Raw genomic sequence first — 18,561 nt, 5'->3', positions numbered from 1 at the left:
TGCGGCGGCCCGTCGGCTTGCGGACGCCCTGCCCGGTTGGCACCGTGGCGGGGTGGACCTCTCGCAGCAGATCGCGGCCGTCGGACGCGTCGTCGAGGCCGGGGACGGCGAGCACTCCGTGGTCCTCACCCAGACGTTCGGCGCGAAGGCCGCCGAGCTCTGGTCCGCCTTCACCGACCCGGCCCGCCTGGCGACGTGGCTCGAACCCGTCGAGGGCGACCTGCGCGAGGGCGGCCGCTACCGGCTGACCGGCAGCGGGACCGAGGGCACGGTCGAGCGGTGCGTGGAGCCCGGCGCGCTCGAGGTCACCTGGGAGTACGCGGGCGACTCGAGCCGGCTCGGCGTGTCGATCGTGCCTTCCGGCGGAGGCACCACGGTGACGCTGCGGCACACGGTGCCCGCCGACGACCACTGGGACGAGTTCGGTCCGGCCGCGACCGGGATCGGCTGGGACGGCGCGTTCCTCGCCCTGGCCCTGTTCCTCGCGGGCGACCCACGCTCCACGCCGGAGGCCATGGGCGAGTTCAGCACGTCGGCCGCCGGCCTGCGGTTCGTCGCGGAGCTGGCGCGCGCCTGGGAGTCCGCGCATCTCGCGACGGGGATCGACCCTGGGTCGGCCGCCGCAGCCGCCGCACGATCCTCCGCGTTCTACCGCGGCGAGTCCGAGGAGTAGGTCAGGACCGCAGGTCGATCTCGCCGACCGAGGGGACCACGCTCACGTCCGCGGCGACGTCGTCGGGGTCGATGATCCCGGGCAGGCCGACGAGCCATGCCTCGTAGCCCTCCGCCCGCAACCGCGCGACGAGGTCACCGAGCATCCGGGCCGCCGTCGCGTCGACCGACGTCGCGGACGTGGTGTCGACGACGACCGACCGGTGCTCCGGCGGGTTGTCCGTCACGACGCGGACCACGGCCTCCACGCTCGAGAAGCGCAGGGGGCCCTGGAGGACGTAGCTCGTCGCGGAGCGCCCGTCGATCAGATCGACGCTGCCGCGGTCCCGGATGACCGAGCGCGTCAGCGGCGGGACGCTCATGAGGTGCAGCCCGAAGTCGTGACTGAGCCGCTCGAAGATCTCCACGCCGCGGGCGCTCGACCCGTGCTCGTCCAACGGCGGGGAGAAGGAGGCGACGCCGAGCTGCCCGGGCAGGGCGCCGATGAGCCCGCCCCCGACCCCGCTCTTGGCCGGGATCCCGACGTCGGTGATCCAGTCGCCCGCGGCGTCGTACATCCCGCAGGCGAGCATGACGGACAGGGTCTGGCGCACGACGTCGACGGGGACGACCTGCTCACCGGTCACCGGGTTGGTGCCGCCGTTGGCGAGGGTGGCGGCCATGACGGACAGGTCGCGCGGGCTCGCACGGATCGCGCACTGGCGCGTGTACCCGCGGACGGCGGCGTGGGCATCGATGGTGAGGATGTCGTAGCCGTAGAGCATGTGGGCGATCGAGAAGTTGCGGTGCGCGGTGTCCATCTCGGAGCCGTGCACCTTCTCGTCCACCTCGAGGCGGCGCCCGGCGAACGCGGAGAGCCCGGCGAGGACCAGCTCGTCCCGTTCCTCGTCGGTGATGCCGGGCTCGCCGACGAGCGCGTGCGTGGCCAGCGCACCTGCGTTGATCATCGGGTTGTACGGGCGCTTGGACACCTCCTCGAGCGTCATCTCGTTGAACGCCTCGCCGGAGGGCTCGACGCCCACCTTCTCCTCGACGGCGGCGATGCCCCGGTCGCGCATCGCGAGGGCGTAGACGAACGGCTTCGAGATCGACTGGATCGAGAGCATCGTGTCGGCGTCGCCCGCCGCGTACGTCACGCCGTCCGTCGTGGTCAGGGCGACGCCGAGCAGCGTCGGGTCGACGTGGGCGAGCTCGGGGATGTAGGTCGCCGGTTCGCCGCGTGCCGGGCCCGTGGCTGTCGCGGCGACGATCTCGTCGAGGTACTCGGAGACCTGGGAACGCATGGCACCATCGTCACATGACCGACCCCTACGCGCCGTCGCCGACCGCCGGCGAGAAGCGCTCGTGGCTCGTGCCGCTGATCATCGGTCTCGCGGCGCTCGCAGCCTTCGGCGGGTTCGCCTGGGGCCACGCCGACGCGACGGCCCTCGGGCTCGACGAGGAGGGCGTGCAGACCGCGGCGATGGTGGTGGCCGGGGCGGCCGCCGTCGGCACCTTCGGGCTCGGCAACCTCGTGGCCACGCTGCTCGGGCGGGAGCCCGGCAAGGAACGGGCGGTGGCGGTCGGTATCGGGCTCTCGGTGCTGCTCCTCGTGGTGGCCGCCGTGCTCTTCCTCGTCGTCCACCCGATGGTCGTCGACCTGTAGCCGGTGCGGTCACGGGCGGCGGACGGTGCACCACCGGCAGGAACACGCGTCGCGCACGCGGTGTTGTCGTACACATGGAACCGACAGCAGTGCTGTACGAAGGAACGCCCGGTGCGCGCCTGAGCACGCCGAGCCTGACGGTCGTGGGGGCGGAGGCCAGCGACGTCGTCACCGAGGCCCTCCGGCTCGCGGGGGAGGGGTGGACCCGGCTCGAGCTGTGCGGGGGGCTCCCCGTCGACGTCGCGTCCGAGGTCCTCGACGCGCTCGCGACGGAGGAGCGCGAGGAACCGGTCCGGGTCGGGCTCAACCGCTACGGGTTCGAGTCCCTCGAGCTCGTCGCCGACTTCAAGCGCGCGTTCGACCGTGGCGAGGCCGCACCGCAGGTCTTCCTCGTGCCGGCCCGGCGGGAGGTCGCCCGCGTCGAGCACGCCGACGTGACGATCATCCCGGTCGGCTCGCTCCGCGAGACCGAGGGCCTCGCCGGCGACCTCGCCGCCACCGGCGTCGGGATGATCGAGCTGTACGGCGGGCTGGGGACCGACCACGCCGCCGCGGTCTGGCGCGGGTCGGGCGGGCGCATCCCCGTGGGCTTCGTCGGGTACGACGACTGAGCGCACGAGGAGGCGGCCATGACTGACGAACCCGGTGTCGGGCCCGCGGGCGGGGACCAGGACGGCCAACCACCCAGGATCGACTCGGACGCGACCGCCTCGGACGCCACCGCCGCCGATCGGCGTGCGGTGGAGACGGCCGAGCGTCGGGAGCGCGCGCGGCGCGAGCACGAGCGCGACATCCGGGTCACGCGTGAGGTGACCGAGCGCAGCGGGCAGCGCAACCGCTACTGGATGGTGGCAGTCCTCGCGGCCCTCACCATCTCGGCGGGGTACTTCGGCTTCACCTGGGGGGAGGTCGACGCCGCCGACGCCGGGGCGGACGAGCGGACGGCCACCGACGCGGGTGCCGTGCTGGCGCTGGCGGCGATGCTCGGCACGCTCGCGGTCGGACTGCTGCTCATGCCCCTGGTGCTGCGCCGGCGAGCCGTGACCACGATCGTGCTCGCCGTGCTCGCCCTCGTGCTCGCGGTGGGTGCCGCTGCGCTCGCGCTGTGGGCGTACCCCGCCGCGCTCGGCGGCTAGCACCCGAACGGCGCGAGTCCCGGTCACGTCGGCACCGGCCGGGCCGCCCCGGACGGGCCGGTCAGACCTGCACCGCACCGAGGACGTCGAGCACCTCCTCGGGTGAGCCGGCCGCGCGCAGCCGGTCGACCTCGGCCTCGTCGAGGAAGACCTGCGAGAGCCGGGAGAGCACCTGCAGGTGGTCGTCGCCGCTTCCTGCAATGGCGACGACGAACTCGGCCCGCTGCCCGCCCCAGTCGAGACCCTCGGCGTAGCGGACGAAGGACAACGAGGTGCGGCGGACGAGGCCCCGGGCGTCGTCGGTCCCGTGCGGGATCGCGAGCCCGTTGCCGACGAGGGTGGAGACCGAGCTCTCGCGCTCGTGCATCGCGGCCACGTACTCCTCGGGGACGGCGCCCGCGGCGACCAACAGTCGTCCTGCCTCGTCGATCGCGTCGTCGCGGGTGCGTGCGGTGCCGTCGAGGACGATCGACTCCGGCGCGAGCAGGCCGTGCCTCGGTGGCGCGGCGGTCGCGACCGCAGCGGCGCCGTTCTCGCTGCCGACCGGGGTGGCGGCCTGGGTGCCGGCTCCGCCCGGGGTGGCGCCCCCGCCGGCAGCTGCGGAGCCGTGCGCCGCCCCCGTCGTGCCGTCCGTCTGCTCCTGGAGCAGGGCGACGACGTCGTCGTACCGCGGGCTGGCGAGGAAGTCGTCGACGGAGACGTGGACGGCCGACGGCGTGCGCCCGCGGGCACGCTCGGTGAGGTCCTGGTGCGTGACGACGAGGTCGACGTCGTCGGTGAGGCTCGAGATCGCCCGGTTGACCACGGTGACGTCGGTGAAGCCTGCCGCGTGCACCTTCTTGCGCAGCACCGAGGCGCCCATCGCGGACGAGCCCATGCCGGCGTCGCACGCGAAGACGATCGTGCGGATCGGACCCGACCGGTCCCCGCCGGCGACGAGGGTGGAGGCGATCGAGCTGCGCCCCTTCATCGCCTCCATGTCGGCCGTGGCCCCGGCGAGGTCCTCGGAGCCCGACCGCCCCGTCCGCAGCAGGACGCCGGCGACCACGAAGGTGACGGCCGCCGACAGGACGACGGACAGCGTGACTCCGACGAGGCTGCCGGCGGGCGACTGCAGGAGCACCGCGATGATCGAGCCCGGCGCGGCCGGTGCGCGCAGCCCGGAGTCGAGCAGCAGGTTGGTCGCCACGCCGGTCATGCCGCCGGCGATCATCGCGACGATGAGCACGGGCTTCATCAGCACGTACGGGAAGTAGATCTCGTGGATGCCACCGACGAACTGGATGAGCGCGGCGCCCGGCGCGGACGCCTTCGCCATGCCCGTGCCGAACACGGTGAACGCGAGGAGCAGCCCGAGACCGGGGCCGGGGTTCGCCTCGATGAGGAAGAGGATCGACTGTCCCTCCGACGCGGCCTCGGCCGTCCCGAGCGGGGTGAAGACGCCGTGGTTGATCGCGTTGTTGAGGAAGAGGACCTTCGCGGGCTCGACGAGCACGGACGTCAGCGGCAGGACGCTGTTGTCCACGAGGAGGTCGACCACCCGCTCGGCCGCGCTCGAGAACGCGGAGACGAACGGCCCGGCGGCGAGGAACCCGACCACGGCGAGGACCATGCCCCAGATGCCGGCGGCGAAGTTGTTGACGAGCATCTCGAAGCCGGGACGGATCCGGTCGGCCCACAGCGCGTCGAGCTTCTTCATCGACCAGCCGCCGAGCGGGCCCATGACCATCGCGCCGAGGAACATCGGGACGTCGGCGCCGGCGATCGCGCCCATCGTGGCGATCGCGCCGACCACGCCGCCCCGGGCCGTGTCGCCGTACATCATCCGGCCGCCCGTGTAGCCGATGAGGATCGGCAGCAGGTAGGTGATGGTCGGCCCGACGATCCCGCCGCCCTCGGCGCCGGCACCCCAGCCGCCGAAGTGCTCGACGAACCCGTAGCCGCCCTCGTACCCGAGGACGCGGTCGCCGACGAGGGTGATCCACCCGGCCTCGATGAACAGGGCGGTGATGAGCCCCCACGCGATGAACGCGCCGATGTTGGGCATCACCATGTTCGACAGCGCCGTGCCGAACCGCTGCACGGCCACCCGGGCGCCCCGCCGGGGGCGGGCGTCCTCCAGGGCCGGCCTCGCGTCAGTGGGTGCGGACATCTCTCCTCCTCGAGATCGACGCCGGCCGCCGTCGGCCGACGCTCTGCCACGCGGCAATGTGACGATGAAACCACACGAACCCAACTGAAGCCAAGTAAACAACGCTGGCAGAATCTGTGAGCATGTGGCTATGCTGGGTGCTGGCGGCCGGAACCGGCGCCGACGGTCGACCGAGGAGGACCGATGAAGGCCCTGCGCTTCTACGCACCCGAGGACGTCCGGCTCGAGGACGTGCCGGAGCCGACGTGCGGACCCGACGAGGTGAGGATCCGCGTGCGGAACTGCTCGACGTGCGGCACCGACGTCAAGATCTTCCACAACGGGCACCAGAACCTCAGCCCCCCGCGGACCACCGGGCACGAGATCGCCGGCGAGATCGTCGAGGTCGGCGCCGACGCGGTCACTCCGGACGACCGGCCGTGGCAGGTCGGCGACCGCGTGCAGGTGATCGCCGCCGTGCCGTGCGGCCGGTGCCACGAGTGCCTGCGCGGCTGGATGGCCGTGTGCCAGAACCAGACCTCGGTCGGCTACCAGTACGAGGGCGGGTTCGCCGAGTACATGGTCGTGCCGCGCGAGGTCCTCGCCGTGCACGGTCTCAATCGGGTCCCCGACGGCATCGGGCTCGACGAGGCGTCCGTGGCCGAGCCGCTCGCCTGCGTCATCAACGCCCAGGAGCTCCTCGGGATCGAGGAGGGGGACACGGTCGTCGTGTTCGGCGCCGGCCCGATCGGCTGCCTCCACGTCCGCGTCGCCCGCGGCGTGCACGGCGCCGGCCAGGTCCACCTCGTCGACGTCAACGCCGATCGGCTGGCGATGTCCGCGGCCGCCGCCCGCCCGGACGGGACGATCGACGCCTCCCAGGTCGACGTCGTCGAGCGGGTGCTCGAGCTGACCGGCGGCCGCGGGGCCGACGTCGTCATCACGGCGACGGCGGCGAAGGTCGCCCAGGAGCAGGCCGTCGCGATGGCCGCCCGCAACGGGCGCATCTCCTTCTTCGGCGGCCTGCCGAAGAACGACCCGGTCATCGCCCTCGACTCCAACGTCGTGCACTACCGCCAGCTCCACATCCACGGCGCGAACGGGTCCGCCCCCGAGCACAACCGGCGGGCCCTCGAGCACATCGCCTCCGGGCGCGTCCCGGTCGCCGACCTCATCACCCACCGCGTGCCGCTGGGCGACGTGCTCCATGCGTTCGACCTCGTGCGCACCGGGGCCGGGATCAAGGTGACCGTCGAGCCGTGAGCGCCCGCCGCGCATAGCATCGGCATCGGCCCGTCGGGTCGCGAGGGAGGAGCACGGTGTACGCAGAGGAACGGCAGCAGGCCGCCGCGAGGCTCGTCCTCACGCGCGGCCGCGTCTCCGTCACGGAGCTCGCCGAGGAGTTCGACGTGACGAGCGAGACGGTGCGGCGCGACCTCGGCGTGCTCGAGCGGATGCGGCTCGTGCGCCGGGTGCACGGCGGCGCCGTGCCCGCCGCGTCCCTCTCGGCGATCGAGTCCGGGCTCGACGAGCGCGACGTCACGCGGTCGAGGGAGAAGGAGCGGATCGCGCTCGCGGCGCAGCGCTTCCTGCCGGACGACGGCGGCACGGTGGTGATCGACGCCGGGAGCACGACCGGACGCTTCGTCACTCTCATCGGCCCTGGCGCGACGTTCGTCGCCTTCACCCACGCGCTGCCGATCGCCGCCGGCCTCGCGCTCCTGCCCGAGGTCGACCTCCACCTGCTCCCCGGACGGGTCCGGCACACCACGCAGGCCGCCGTCGGCTCGCCCACGACCGAGGCCCTCGACCGGGTCCGCGTCGACGTCGCGTTCCTCGGGACGAACGGGATCAGCGCCGAGCACGGCCTGTCCACCCCCGACCCGGAGGAGGCGGCGGTCAAGGCGGCCCTCGTCCGGGCGGCGCGCGTCGTCGTCGTGCTCGCGGACTCCTCGAAGTTCGCCCGCGACGCGACGGTGAGCTTCGCCGACCTCGCCGACGTCGACGCGATCGTCACGGACGCGGCGGACGTGCCCCTCCCGCGCGCCCTCCTCGAGGACCTCGGGATCGAGCTCGTGGTCGCATGATCGTCACCCTGACGGCGAACCCGTCGACCGACCGGACGGTGGTCCTCGGCGGCCGGCTCGTCCGCGGCGGGGTCGCCCGCTCGACCGGGGCGAGCGCCCAGGCCGGGGGCAAGGGCGTCAACATCTCGCGCGCCGCGGTCGCCGCCGGCGTCCCCACTCTCGCCGTCCTCCCCGCCGACGAGGGATTCGCCCACGAGCTCGCCGCCGCGGGGATCGAGTGCCGCACCCGGCAGCCGGCCGGCCCGGTCCGGGTCAACCTCACGATCACGGAACCGGACGGCACGACGACGAAGATCAACCACCCCGGCCCGGTCGCGGACAGTCGTCTGCTCGACGGGCTGCGCGACGACGTCGTCTCCCTCGCGGCCGGCGCCGACTGGGTGGTCCTCGCGGGCTCGCTCCCGCCGGGCGCGCCGGACGGCTGGTACGCGGAGATCGTCGTCGACCTGCGGGGGGCCGGCGCGCGGATCGCCGTCGACACCAGCGGGGCACCCCTGGCGGCGCTCGCGGCGGCGCTGCCCGCGGCGGCGCCGGACCTCATGAAGCCCAACGGCGAGGAGCTGGCGAGCCTGACCGGCGCCGAGCCCGAGCGCCTGGAGCGGGACCACCGGGCCGCCGCGGACGCCGCCCTCGAGCTCGTCGCCCGAGGGGTCGGCGCGGTGCTCGTCACGCTCGGCGCCGGGGGAGCGGTGCTCGCCACGTCGGACGGGGCGTGGCATGCCCCGGCCCCGGTCACCGAGGTCGTCAGCACCGTGGGCGCCGGCGACTCCAGCCTGTTCGGCTACCTGCTCGCGAGCGAACGAGGCCTGGCGCCCGAGGAACGGCTCGCCCACGCGGTCGCCTACGGGAGCGCCGCCGCGGGACTCCCGGGCACCACCATCCCGCGCCCGGCCGACGTGGAGCCAGGTCGCGTCCGGCCCGTCCGGGTCGCGGCCGCCCGGCCCGCACCGACCGCCTGATCCGGGCAGGGGGGCGCCGGCCCGTGCGGGTCGGCCTCAGTCCCGCTCGACGGCGAACAGCCCGGGATAGCCGACGACCAGTCCGTCGTCGTCGACCGTGATCTCGCGGGAGAAGTCGGAGTCCATCGACTCGTAGAGGTAGAGGTGCGTGTCGAGGCGCGTGTAGCGCTGGGGGTCGGTCGTCACCTCGAGGGACGGGGTGTCGACGTAGGCGCAGACGATCTCCGCGGAGGCGCCGAGGTCGAGGTCGAGCCGGCGGATCGGCAGGGTGTTCGTGAACGGGCTGAACGACAGGTCGATGTCGAACGCGTCCGAGAGGTCGTCCCGGTCCTGGCCGTCGACGCTCCAGAGGCCCGTGGGTGAGCGATGGACCGACAGGGCGCGGCCGTCGCCGGAGCCCACCGTGAGGTGGAGGAAGTCCCAGTCGTGGGTGAGGGTCGCCCGGTAGGAGTACCGCTCCTCCCCGGCCGCGACCACGCCGATGGCGACGAGGCTCGCCGCCTGGTGGAGCTCGAGGTCCTCGTGCCCCTCGATGTCGAGGCGGTTCCACCTGCGGGTCGACGACTGCATGACGATCCTCCGGACGACGGGGGCGGTCGGGCCTCGACGAGGATCGCGCCGGACGACGCGGTCGTGCAACTCGGGCTGCGTCGTGCGGCCCGGGGTCATGGGGATCGCCCGGGCCGCTGTCGCGCAGGCCCTGCGCGCGGTCAGAGGATCGCGTCGGGCTCCTCGGGAAGGATCTGACCGCCGTCGACGATGATCGTCTGACCCGTGATGTACGCGGCCTCGTCGGAGGCGAGGAACACTGCCGCGGCCCCGATGTCCTTCGGGTCGCCGAGCCGGTGCATGGGGATCGAGCGCGACATCGCGGCGAGGTACTCCTCGCCCTGGGCCTTGAGCCCCTCGGACAGGACGTTGCCCGGCAGGACGGCGTTGACCGTGATGCCGTCCTTCGCGTACTCGAGCGCCGCGCTCCGCATGAAGCCCTGCTGGCCGGCCTTGCTCGCGCCGTAGTGCGCCCAGCCCGGGTAGCCGGTGATCGACCCGGTGATCGAGGAGGTGATGACGAGGCGGCCGTGGCCCTGGGTGCGCATCTGGGCGAGGGCCGGCTGCGTGGCGAGGAACGTGCCCTTGAGGTTGACCGAGTGCATGGTGTCCCACTGCTCCTCGGTCATGTCGGCGATCGACGCCTGCGGGAAGATCCCCGTGTTCGAGCAGAAGATGTCGAGCCGGCCGTGCTGCTCGACCACCCGGTTGACGAGCGCGCGGCACTTCTCGGCGTCGGTGACGTCGACGTGCTCGGCGCTCGCGCCGATCTCCTCGGCCGTCGCGCGGGCCTTCGCGTCGTCGATGTCGGCCACGACGACCGTGGCCCCGGCCTCGACGAGCCGCTCGGCGATGCCGCGTCCGATCCCGGAGGCACCCCCGGTGACGATCGCGATCTTGTCGGTGAGCGTGAACATGGCGGACCTCCGGTCGTCGAGCGGGTCGAGAGTGCTGTCGCCCTCTCAACCTATCGACGACCGACGTCGTCGCCCAGGCCCTTGGTCGCAGGCGCGGGGCGGGTGGCCGGGTGGCCGGGTGGCCGTGCTGTACGGGGAACGCCCTCAGTCCTCGGGCAGCGGGAACACGTCGAGGTAGACGCGGACCCGGCGGGTCTCGGCGTCGTTGCCCTGTGCCTCCGCGTTCTCCCGTCGGTCCTTCGCCGCCGTGACGTGCTCGTGGAGCACGGTCATGAGCGCGTCGCGCAGGTCGCGCATCTCGTCGAGGGTGAGCGAGGAGGTGATGGTCGAGTTCGTGGTCGCCGTCTGCCACGGCAGGGGCTCCGACTCGCTGCGCGCGTACCAGTCGGCGAGCTGGCGGGCGCGTCCCGCGACCTGGTTGCTCAGCACCGCCTCGACAGCGGGTCTCGTGCCGGCGTCCTGCGCGAGCTCGAACCCGTCCATCCGGAACCCGACCGACCTCCACCAGCGCTCGCGGCCGCTGCCCCGGCCCGGGTCCTCGGTGACGAACCCGTGCCGCTCGAGCTGGCGGAGGTGGTAGCTGGTCTGCCCGGTGCTCTCGCCGGTGTGCCGGGCGAGCATCGTCGCCGTCGCCGCCTCGTGATCGACGAGGTAGTCGTACATCGCCATCCGCAGGGGGTGGGCGAAGGCCTTCATCGCGCGCGCGTCGATCGCGGGGGCGAAGAACTCGGGCTCGTCGGGGTCGCGGGAGTCCGTCGGGGGGTTGTGCGTCGCCATATGCAGAGATACCTTTGCAGAGAGAACTTTGCATTGATCCTTCTGCACCGACTCTAGGGGAGACCGCCATGACCACGCCCACCGCACCCACGTCCGGTGTCGAGGACGCCCCGACCGTCCGGGAACCCCTCGGCCGGCGATTCGGCGTCCACCTCACGGGCGTCGGCTTCGCCAACCTGGCCGACGGGTTCGTCCTCGTCGGTGTCCCGCTCGTCGCCGTCACCCTCACGCGCTCGCCGGGGCAGATCTCGCTCATCCAGGCGGCGTTCTGGCTCCCGTGGCTGCTGCTCGGCATCGTCGCGGGAGTGGTCGTCGACCGGATGGACCGCCGGCACGTCCAGCTCCTCGGCATGGTCGTCCGCGTGGCCGTCATGGCAGGGCTGGCCGCGCTGGCCGCCACCGACCGGCTGACGATGCCCGTACTGATCGCCGGGGTCGGGCTCTACGGCGTCACCCAGGTCTTCGTCGACCTGGCCGGGTCCTCGATCGTCCCGCAGCTCGTCCCGCGCTCGCGGCTGTCCGCCGCCAACGGGCGCGTGATGGGGCTCGAGCAGGTCGGCACCAACTTTCTCGGTGCCCCGCTCGCCGGGCTCCTCGTCGCGATCGGCAGCGGATGGGTGTTCGGCGTACCGGCCGCGCTCGGCGTCGCCTTCCTCCTCGTCATCGGCCTCGGCATGCGCGGCAGCTACCGGGCGCAGCGGTCCGAGCCTGCCGCGACGAGGCTCCAGGAGGTGCTCGAGGGCATGCGGTTCCAGGTCCGCCACCCCGTGCTCCGGCCGCTGCTCATCGGCAACTCTCTCCTCAACTTCGCCAACACCGCCTACTTCTCGGTCGTCGTGCTGTGGGCGGTGGGTGAGGAGTCGCGGGTCGGGCTCGAGCCGGAGCAGTACGCGCTGCTCGGTGCGCTCCTCGCCGTCGGCGCCGTCCTCGGCGCGATGCTCGCCGAGCGGCTCGTGGCCCGGCTGCGGGAGGTGCCGCTTCTCGTCGGCAGCTGGCTCGTGTGCTTCTCGCTGCTCATCGTCCCGGTGATCGCCCCCAACCCCTGGGCCATGGCCGGCGCTCTCACGCTCATCGGGATGACCAACATGATCGGCAACGTGGTGTCGCGGACGATGCGCCAGCGGCTCGTCCCGCGCGACAAGCTCGGACGGGTCGGCGGCGCCGGCGGCATGATCGGGTACGGACTCATGCCCCTCGGGGCGCTGACCGCGGGCCTGGTCGGCGAGCTGTGGGGGCTGCCGACGGTGTTCGTCGGAGCCGTCGTGGTCTGCCTCGCCACGGTCGCCTACGTGGCCACCCGGATCAGCACCCGGCTCGTCACCGAGCACGAGATCGAGCACGACGACGCCGCCGCGGCGTGACCGTGCGCCGCTCGCGAGGCGGCGGCGCGGGGCGGCGGTGGCCACGCCGGCGGCGCGGGTCGGGCCGGCCGACCGGTGGTACGGCATCGGTGATGCGGGTCGGTGCCGGACGGGGACTACCGGCGGCGCAGCAGCAGGACTCCGTCCTCGAGCTCCGCGGGCTCGCCGTCCGGAGAGGTGGCGGCCCGGGTCCTCGTCTCGGCGAGCACGACCTCCCATTCGTCGCCGAGATCGAGCTCCGCGAGCTCCTCCGCGGGCGACGGCATGTCGTGGAGGTGCCCCTCCGGACCCGCCCACGGGGGAGGGGCCGCGTGGGTGACGGCGAGCAGGTGCCCGCCGGGTGCGACGGCGTCGGCCACCCGCCGCAGGATCTGCGTCCGGGGGAGCTCGACGCTCGAGTGGAGGAAGCTCGCGGTGACGAGGTCGTACGGCCCTTCCGGGGTCCACGTGGCGAGGTCCGCGACGTCGAACCGCACCGCGTCCTCGTCCAGCCCGAGCTCGCTCGCCGCGGCTCTCGCGCGACCCACGGCGACGGACGAGATGTCGACCCCGGTCGTGCGCCAGCCCTGCCGGGCCAGCCAGATCGCGTCGGCGCCCTCCCCGCAGCCGAGGTCGAGGGCGTTGCCGCGCGGCAGGTCGGCGGCGACGTCCGCCGTCGTCGCGTTGGGCCGGCCCGACCACATCCGCTCGGACTCCCCGTAGCGGCCCTCCCAGTACGCCGTCGGGTCCTGGTCCGGATCGACGCTCGCGTGGCCGCCGGGTGCGGCGTCGTCGTGCGCGTGGTCGTGCCCGTGCGGGCGCGGGGAGGGCGCGGTCATGCCGGGGACGCTACCGGTGCGCCGGGTCAGCCCGTCACGTGCCGCACGACCCGGGCGGGTGAGCCCACGACCACGGCGCCGGCCGGGACGTCGCGGGTGACCACGGAGGCCGCGCCGACCACGGCGTCGTCGCCGATCGTCACGCCCGGGAGGATCGTCGCGCGCGACCCGATCCACACGTTGGTCCCGATGACGACCGGGGCCGGCTTCATGTCGCCCCGGCGGGCCGGGTCGAGGTCGTGGTTGAGCGTCGCGATGATCGTGTCGTGGCCGATGAGGCAGTCGTCGCCGATGGTGATGCCGCCCTGGTCCTGGAACCGGCAGCCGGCGTTGATGAACACCCGCCGGCCGAGCCGGATGTTCCGACCGAAGTCGGTGCTGAACGGCGGGAACATCTGGACCGACGCGTCGACCGGGCGTCCCGTGAGCTCGGTGAGGAGCTCGCGGACCCGGTCCGGGGCGTTGTACCGGCCGTTGAGCTCGGCCGTGATCCGCAGCGCCGCCTGGCTCGCGGCGTGCATCGCCTCGTGCAGCGGCGAGTCGGACGGGATCGTGCGGCCGGAGTCGAGCTCGGCCAGGAGAGCGTCGAGGCTCATGCGGGGTCCTGTCGTCGAGGGGCGGCGGGCTGGCGCCGGCTCAGAACGTGAGCATGGCCTTGATCGCGCGGCGCTCGTCCATCGCACGGTAGCCCTCGGCCGCCTGGTCGAGCGGCAGGGTGAGGTCGAAGACCACGCCCGGGTCGATCTCGTCGGACATCACGAGGTCGACCAGCTCGGGCAGGTAGCGGCGCACGGGCGCCGGGCCGCCGTGGAGGTGGACGCCGGACAGGAACAGGGCGGCGCCGTCGAGCTCGACGCCGTGGCTCACGCCGACATAGCCGACGTGACCGCCCGGCCGGGTCGAGCTGATGGCCTGCATCATCGACTCCTGCGTGCCGACCGCCTCGATCGTCGAGTGCGCGCCGTAGCCGCCGGTGAGCTCCTTGACGCGTGCGACGCCGTCCTCGCCCCGTTCCTCGACGACGTCCGTGGCGCCGAGCCGCGTGGCGAGCGCCTGCCGGTCGGCGTGGCGGGACATCGCGATGATCCGCTCGGCGCCGAACCGCCTCGCGGCGAGGATCCCGAGGAGCCCGACGGCGCCGTCGCCGACGACCGCGACGGTCGTCCCCGGCCCGACGGCGGCCGCGTCGGCGGCGAACCAGCCGGTGCCCAGCACGTCGGAGGCCGCGAGCAGGCCGCGGGTCTGCGCCTCGGTGGGGGTGCCGGGGATCGTGACGAGTGTGCCGTCGGCGTGCGGGATCCGGGCGAGCTCGGACTGGGTGCCGATCGAGGCCATGAAGACGTGCTCGATGCAGCGCGACTGGTAGCCGGCGGCGCAGATCTCGCACGTGTTGTCCGACGCGACGAACGAGCCGACGACCCGGTCGCCGACGGCGAGGTCACGTACGTCCGCCCCGATCTCCTCGACGACGCCGACGTACTCGTGCCCCATCCGGGTCGGCCCGCCGATCTCCTCGAGCCCTCGGTAGGGCCACAGGTCCGAGCCGCACACGCAGGCGGCGGTGACGCGGATGATCGCGTCGGTGGGGTCGACGATCTCGGGGTCGTCGACCGTGTCGACCCGGACGTCACCGGGGGCGTGGAGGACGACGGCGCGCATGCTGGCTCCTTCGGTCGGGGGAGGTGGAGGTCGCCCGAGTGCAACCTCGGTCGTTGCCGAGCGGGACCGCGTGCGGGAGGGACCCTGTGCTCACTCGTCGCGGCGGGCGAGCGCCCGGCGGATCAGGACATAGATGACGAGTGCGATGACCGCGACGACGACGAGCCGCGCGAGGAAGGCGATGGCCTGGAAGACGAAGCCCACCAGCCACCACGCCACGACCACGGCGCCGATGACGATGAGCACCGTGGCGAGCGTGCTCCGTCCCTGCATGGCACCAGTCTCGCATTCGCGGGAGGAGACCGCGAGGGTCGGTGCAGCGGGTGCAGCGGATGCAGCGGGTGCAGCCCGTGCGTCAGGTGCCGGGCCGCTCCCGCCGTCGGACGCGGGTCGACGCGACGTGCCACCATGCCGGGCATGGCCACGGTGACGCGGGAGGAGCAGCGCCTGCGGGACATCGTCGCCATGCGCCGGGTGCGCGACCGCATCGACCGTGAGTACGCCCGCCCCCTCGACCTGGAGGCGCTCGCGCGTGGCGCTCACATGTCGGCGGGCCATCTCAGCCGCGAGTTCCGCCGCATCTTCGGCGAGCCGCCGTACTCCTACCTCATGACACGCCGGATCGAACGCGCGATGACGCTGCTCCGGCGCGGCGACCGCAGCGTCACCGAGGTGTGCTTCGAGGTCGGCTTCACCTCGCTGGGCACCTTCAGCACGCGGTTCACCGAGCTGGTCGGGGTGCCGCCGAGCGTGTACCGGAAGGACCACGGCGCGGCCGGCGCCGGGATCCTGCCGTGCCTCGCGCGGCAGGTCATGCGACCGATCAGGAATCGAGAAGCGAGCACCGAGATCGCGCCCCTAGCGTGACCGCCATGGATCTCACCATCGCCCTGGCCTTCCTCCCGCACACCGACGCCGACGCGGCGCTCGGCTTCTACCGCGACACCCTCGGGTTCGAGGTCCGCAAGGACGTCGGCTACGAGGGCATGCGCTGGATCACCGTCGGCCCGCCCGACCAGCCCGGGACCTCGATCCTCCTCCACCCGCCGGCGCTCGACCCGGGTCTGACGGACGAGGAGCGGGCCACCGTCCACACGCTCATCGCCAAGGGCGCCTACACTGCGCTGACCCTGGCGAGCCAGGACCTCGACGGCGTGTTCGAGGCCCTCGTGGCCGCCGGCGCGGACGTGGTCCAGGAACCGACCGACCAGGACTACGGCATCCGCGACGGTGCGGTGCGCGACCCGGCCGGCAACCTGCTCCGGATCAACCAGCTCTGAGCCGTCGTCGGGCCCTGCCCGCCCAGGCTGTGGCCGCCCCGCCGTCGCCGGCGGGGCGGCCGATCACCGTCAGGCGTGCGCCGCGGCCTCCTGCTCGGCCGCCCATGCCGCCACCCGCCGGGCGCTCTCCTCCTCGGAGAGGTCCTCGACCCGGCTCATGATGGTCCAGCGCACCCCGAACGGGTCGATGATCGAGGCGTACCTGTCGCCGGAGACGAACGTGGCCAGCGGCTCGCGGACCCGGGCGCCTGCGGCCTCGGCGCGCGCGACGACCGCGTCCGCGTCGGCGCAGAAGAGACCGAGCGAGTAGCAGGCGGCGTCGCCGTCGGGCGGCGGGACCAGGCCGTACTCGGGGTTGGGCTCGCCGATCTGGAGGCGGCCGTCGCCGAGGTCGAGCTCGGCGTGGACGACGACGCCGCCCATCTCGGTGACGTCGACGACGCGCGCCCCGAGCACGTCCCGGTAGAACTCGACGGCCTCGACGGCGCGGGGCACGGCGAGGAAAGGTGTGAGGCTCGTCGAGCCGTGCGGGACACCGTCCGTCGTGTGCTCGCCGGTCACCCCGGTGCGGGGTGCGTCGTCGTCGGAGGTCGTGGTGGGTGTGGTGGTCGTCGTGGCCGTGGTCTGCTCGGTGGTCATGGTGTGAGGCTAGGTTCGACGTCGAGAGTGCGGCTTGGAGATTCGCGACGACGTCGGAGGCGGGGGCGAGATGGCCGATCTGGCGGACGGCCGCGGGATCCTCTACCCGGCGCGGCTCCCGACCTTTCACCGCGCTGCGGCCCCGCCGGACCTCGCGGATCGCGTCCGCTGGTTCTGGGTGCCGCGCTGGCGCCTCGCCCCGGGACGGGTCTCGCGGCAGCGGCTCCTCCCGTTCCCCGCGGCCAACCTGGTCGTGGGACCGGACGGCGTCACGCTCTCCGGTCCGACGACGGGCGTCTCGCACCGCGACCTCTCCGGGACCGGCTGGGCGGTCGGCGCGCTGCTCCGGCCGGCCGGGATCGCGGCTCTCGCGGACGAGCCGCGCGACCTGCGGGACTCCGAGGTCGTGCTGGACCTCGCTGGTTGGGGGCTGGGGGAGCTGCACGCCGCGGTCGCAGGGGCGATGTCCGACCCGGACGAGGACGCCGGCCGGGACCGGGCCGTGGCGGCGCTCGCCGACTGGGTGCGTGTTCACCTGCCGGCCCCCGACGACGCGGGAGCGACGGCCAACGCGATGGAGGACCTCGTCGCCACCGACCCCGAGGTGGTGCGGGTCGAGCAGGTGGCGCAGCGGCTCGGGATGTCGGCGCGGGCGGTGCAGCGGCTCGCGCGCAGGTACGTGGGGCTCGCGCCGCTGGCGATCGTGCGGCGCTACCGCCTGCAGGAGGCGGCCCGGCGCCTGAGGGAGGAGCCGGGTCTCGGCATCGCGGACGTCGCGGCCGACCTCGGGTACGCCGACCACGCGCACCTCAGCTCCGACTTCCGCACGGTCCTCGGCCTCACGCCGAGCGAGTACCGGCGGCCCGATGCCGATGCCGATGCCGACGTTGGCGAGTGAGGGGATTCTCCTCCGACGAGTCAGGGGAGGGTCTGATCACCCGCCCTGAGCCGCACTCTCGACACGGGGTGTGCACGAACCGCAATCTCGACGTGCACCAACCGCAATCTCGACGAAGAGGAGCCGGTCAGATGCGGCCGATGTCCTCGCGCTTCTCCGCCTGGAACGCGTCCTCGATGCGGCCGTGCGCCCAGTAGGCCGAGATCGAGAGCTGGTCCTTCGCGAGCCCGCGGTCGTCGGTGAGGTACGGGCGCAGCGACTTCATCGCGCTGCGCTCGCCGTGGGCGAAGACCTGGACGCGCCCGTCCCGCCACGGGGTCTCGCGCACGGCGTCGGTGAGCAGGGAGGTGGTGCCGGGCTCGGCGCCGTCGCGGTGCAGCCACCGCACCTCGATGCCGTCCGGGGCGTCGATCTCCTGGTGATCGGCCGCGGAGTCGACCTCGAGGTGGGCGACGCCCACGGCGTCGCGCGGCATCGCCTCGAGGGCGGCGGCCACCGCCGGGAGCGCGGAGTCGTCGCCGGCGAGCAGGTGCCATTCGGCGTCGGGGTCCGGTGCATAGCCGCCGCCGATCCCGCCGAGGACGACCGCGTCCCCGGGGCGAGCCGCCATGGCCCACGGCCCGGCCACGCCGCGGTCCCCGTGCACGACGAAGTCGATCCAGATCCGACCATTCTCGAGGTCGAACCGCCGGATCGAGTACGTGCGCCGCGTGGGCATGAGCTCGGTCGGGAGCTCCTCGCGCAGCGCCTCCATGTCGTACGGCGGCGTGAGGTCGGTGTCCGGGTGCGGGAACAGCATCTTCGTGTACGCGTCCGTCTTCCCCGCGTCCTCGACCGCGGCGATCCCGGGTCCGCCGGCGACGATCCGCACCATGTGCGGCGTGAGCTGGATCCGCTCGAGCACCTCGAGGACGATCTGGGGCCGCTGCGGACGACGGGGACGCTCGGTGTGGGCAGTCATGTGCACCTTTCGGCTCGGGGGCCCGCCCGGGCGCGCGATGTGCGGGGGGCACGGCAACTTAGGCCAGCCTAA

22 protein-coding genes are annotated in these 18,561 nt (G+C 73.4%); 11 read left to right on the top strand and 11 right to left on the bottom strand.

Annotated features, from left to right (window positions below; genetic code table 11):
• Nucleotides 1-52: 52 nt before the first annotated feature.
• Nucleotides 53-673 carry an SRPBCC domain-containing protein gene (locus tag ACPYO6_RS11510; protein ID WP_425715012.1) on the top strand — a complete coding sequence of 207 codons (621 nt, stop codon included), beginning with the start codon at nt 53-55 and terminating at the stop codon, nt 671-673.
• Between the two features lies 1 nt (nt 674).
• Here ACPYO6_RS11510 and glsA read toward each other — a convergent pair whose 3' ends face one another.
• Nucleotides 675-1,955, bottom strand: coding sequence for a glutaminase A (glsA, locus tag ACPYO6_RS11505; RefSeq protein WP_425715011.1), 1,281 nt, complete (start codon nt 1,953-1,955; stop codon nt 675-677).
• Between the two features lie 14 nt (nt 1,956-1,969).
• On the opposite strand from glsA, the gene ACPYO6_RS11500 reads away from it, so the two are divergent.
• The 3 genes from ACPYO6_RS11500 to ACPYO6_RS11490 all read left to right on the top strand — a co-directional run bounded on the left by ACPYO6_RS11500 (nt 1,970) and on the right by ACPYO6_RS11490 (nt 3,453).
• Nucleotides 1,970-2,317, top strand: a complete 348-nt coding sequence (locus ACPYO6_RS11500) for a hypothetical protein (protein ID WP_425715010.1) — start codon at nt 1,970-1,972, stop codon at nt 2,315-2,317.
• A gap of 74 nt (nt 2,318-2,391) precedes the next feature.
• On the top strand, nt 2,392-2,928 hold the full coding sequence (locus ACPYO6_RS11495) for a DUF6506 family protein (RefSeq protein WP_425715009.1): 537 nt from the start codon (nt 2,392-2,394) through the stop codon (nt 2,926-2,928).
• Nucleotides 2,929-2,946: 18 nt separating this feature from the next.
• Complete coding sequence (locus ACPYO6_RS11490; RefSeq protein WP_425715008.1) at nt 2,947-3,453, top strand: hypothetical protein; 507 nt, start codon at nt 2,947-2,949, stop codon at nt 3,451-3,453.
• Nucleotides 3,454-3,514: 61 nt separating this feature from the next.
• On the opposite strand, the gene ACPYO6_RS11485 is transcribed toward ACPYO6_RS11490, so the two are convergent.
• Nucleotides 3,515-5,605 carry a PTS mannitol transporter subunit IICBA gene (locus tag ACPYO6_RS11485; protein ID WP_425715007.1) on the bottom strand — a complete coding sequence of 697 codons (2,091 nt, stop codon included), beginning with the start codon at nt 5,603-5,605 and terminating at the stop codon, nt 3,515-3,517.
• Between the two features lie 183 nt (nt 5,606-5,788).
• Here ACPYO6_RS11485 and ACPYO6_RS11480 point away from each other — a divergent pair, with 183 nt between their 5' ends.
• From ACPYO6_RS11480 to ACPYO6_RS11470, 3 genes are read left to right on the top strand one after another with little or no spacing between them, the layout of a single operon-like run.
• A complete protein-coding gene (locus ACPYO6_RS11480; RefSeq protein ID WP_425715006.1) occupies nt 5,789-6,847 on the top strand; it encodes a zinc-dependent dehydrogenase in 1,059 nt (352 codons plus the stop codon).
• A gap of 56 nt (nt 6,848-6,903) precedes the next feature.
• On the top strand, nt 6,904-7,671 hold the full coding sequence (locus tag ACPYO6_RS11475) for a DeoR/GlpR family DNA-binding transcription regulator (protein ID WP_425715005.1): 768 nt from the start codon (nt 6,904-6,906) through the stop codon (nt 7,669-7,671).
• Nucleotides 7,668-8,630 (top strand): 1-phosphofructokinase family hexose kinase, encoded by a 963-nt coding sequence (locus ACPYO6_RS11470; protein ID WP_425715004.1) that lies wholly within the window; start codon nt 7,668-7,670, stop codon nt 8,628-8,630. Before ACPYO6_RS11475 ends, ACPYO6_RS11470 begins: the two co-directional genes overlap by 4 nt.
• A gap of 36 nt (nt 8,631-8,666) precedes the next feature.
• On the opposite strand, the gene ACPYO6_RS11465 is transcribed toward ACPYO6_RS11470, so the two are convergent.
• The 3 genes from ACPYO6_RS11465 to ACPYO6_RS11455 form a co-directional block, all read right to left on the bottom strand.
• Nucleotides 8,667-9,200: a putative glycolipid-binding domain-containing protein gene (locus tag ACPYO6_RS11465; protein ID WP_425715003.1), complete on the bottom strand. Its 534-nt coding sequence runs from the start codon at nt 9,198-9,200 to the stop codon at nt 8,667-8,669.
• A 140-nt stretch (nt 9,201-9,340) separates the two neighbouring features.
• On the bottom strand, nt 9,341-10,096 hold the full coding sequence (fabG, locus tag ACPYO6_RS11460; RefSeq protein WP_425715002.1) for a 3-oxoacyl-ACP reductase FabG: 756 nt from the start codon (nt 10,094-10,096) through the stop codon (nt 9,341-9,343).
• 144 nt (nt 10,097-10,240) lie between these two features.
• Nucleotides 10,241-10,873: an ArsR/SmtB family transcription factor gene (locus ACPYO6_RS11455; protein WP_425715001.1), complete on the bottom strand. Its 633-nt coding sequence runs from the start codon at nt 10,871-10,873 to the stop codon at nt 10,241-10,243.
• Nucleotides 10,874-10,941: 68 nt separating this feature from the next.
• Here ACPYO6_RS11455 and ACPYO6_RS11450 point away from each other — a divergent pair, with 68 nt between their 5' ends.
• Nucleotides 10,942-12,234 (top strand): MFS transporter, encoded by a 1,293-nt coding sequence (locus ACPYO6_RS11450; protein WP_425715000.1) that lies wholly within the window; start codon nt 10,942-10,944, stop codon nt 12,232-12,234.
• A gap of 116 nt (nt 12,235-12,350) precedes the next feature.
• Here ACPYO6_RS11450 and ACPYO6_RS11445 read toward each other — a convergent pair whose 3' ends face one another.
• The 4 genes from ACPYO6_RS11445 to ACPYO6_RS11430 all read right to left on the bottom strand — a co-directional run bounded on the left by ACPYO6_RS11445 (nt 12,351) and on the right by ACPYO6_RS11430 (nt 14,984).
• The gene (locus ACPYO6_RS11445) at nt 12,351-13,052 is read right to left on the bottom strand and encodes a class I SAM-dependent methyltransferase (RefSeq protein WP_425714998.1); all 702 of its coding nucleotides are present in this window, start codon (nt 13,050-13,052) and stop codon (nt 12,351-12,353) included.
• A 26-nt stretch (nt 13,053-13,078) separates the two neighbouring features.
• A complete protein-coding gene (locus ACPYO6_RS11440) occupies nt 13,079-13,648 on the bottom strand; it encodes a DapH/DapD/GlmU-related protein (protein ID WP_425714997.1) in 570 nt (189 codons plus the stop codon).
• Nucleotides 13,649-13,688: 40 nt separating this feature from the next.
• Nucleotides 13,689-14,711, bottom strand: coding sequence for a zinc-dependent alcohol dehydrogenase family protein (locus tag ACPYO6_RS11435; RefSeq protein WP_425714996.1), 1,023 nt, complete (start codon nt 14,709-14,711; stop codon nt 13,689-13,691).
• A gap of 90 nt (nt 14,712-14,801) precedes the next feature.
• Nucleotides 14,802-14,984 (bottom strand): hypothetical protein, encoded by a 183-nt coding sequence (locus ACPYO6_RS11430; RefSeq protein ID WP_425714995.1) that lies wholly within the window; start codon nt 14,982-14,984, stop codon nt 14,802-14,804.
• Between the two features lie 144 nt (nt 14,985-15,128).
• On the opposite strand from ACPYO6_RS11430, the gene ACPYO6_RS11425 reads away from it, so the two are divergent.
• Both ACPYO6_RS11425 and ACPYO6_RS11420 read left to right on the top strand, forming a co-directional pair.
• Entirely contained in the window at nt 15,129-15,578 is a 450-nt protein-coding gene (locus ACPYO6_RS11425; RefSeq protein ID WP_425714994.1) for a helix-turn-helix transcriptional regulator, read from the top strand.
• Nucleotides 15,579-15,583: 5 nt separating this feature from the next.
• Nucleotides 15,584-15,991, top strand: a complete 408-nt coding sequence (locus ACPYO6_RS11420) for a VOC family protein (RefSeq protein ID WP_425714993.1) — start codon at nt 15,584-15,586, stop codon at nt 15,989-15,991.
• A gap of 69 nt (nt 15,992-16,060) precedes the next feature.
• On the opposite strand, the gene ACPYO6_RS11415 is transcribed toward ACPYO6_RS11420, so the two are convergent.
• Nucleotides 16,061-16,630 (bottom strand): VOC family protein, encoded by a 570-nt coding sequence (locus tag ACPYO6_RS11415; RefSeq protein WP_425714992.1) that lies wholly within the window; start codon nt 16,628-16,630, stop codon nt 16,061-16,063.
• 34 nt (nt 16,631-16,664) lie between these two features.
• Between ACPYO6_RS11415 and ACPYO6_RS11410 the strand changes: the two genes are divergently transcribed.
• The gene (locus tag ACPYO6_RS11410; RefSeq protein ID WP_425714991.1) at nt 16,665-17,528 is read left to right on the top strand and encodes a helix-turn-helix domain-containing protein; all 864 of its coding nucleotides are present in this window, start codon (nt 16,665-16,667) and stop codon (nt 17,526-17,528) included.
• Between the two features lie 127 nt (nt 17,529-17,655).
• On the opposite strand, the gene ACPYO6_RS11405 is transcribed toward ACPYO6_RS11410, so the two are convergent.
• Nucleotides 17,656-18,489 carry a siderophore-interacting protein gene (locus ACPYO6_RS11405; protein WP_425714990.1) on the bottom strand — a complete coding sequence of 278 codons (834 nt, stop codon included), beginning with the start codon at nt 18,487-18,489 and terminating at the stop codon, nt 17,656-17,658.
• Nucleotides 18,490-18,561 lie beyond the last annotated feature (72 nt).

The organism is Georgenia sp. Z1344 (genome assembly GCF_049856295.1).
Classification (GTDB): Bacteria; Actinomycetota; Actinomycetes; order Actinomycetales; family Actinomycetaceae; genus JB111.
This window is presented reverse-complemented; position numbering and strand designations above follow the sequence as displayed.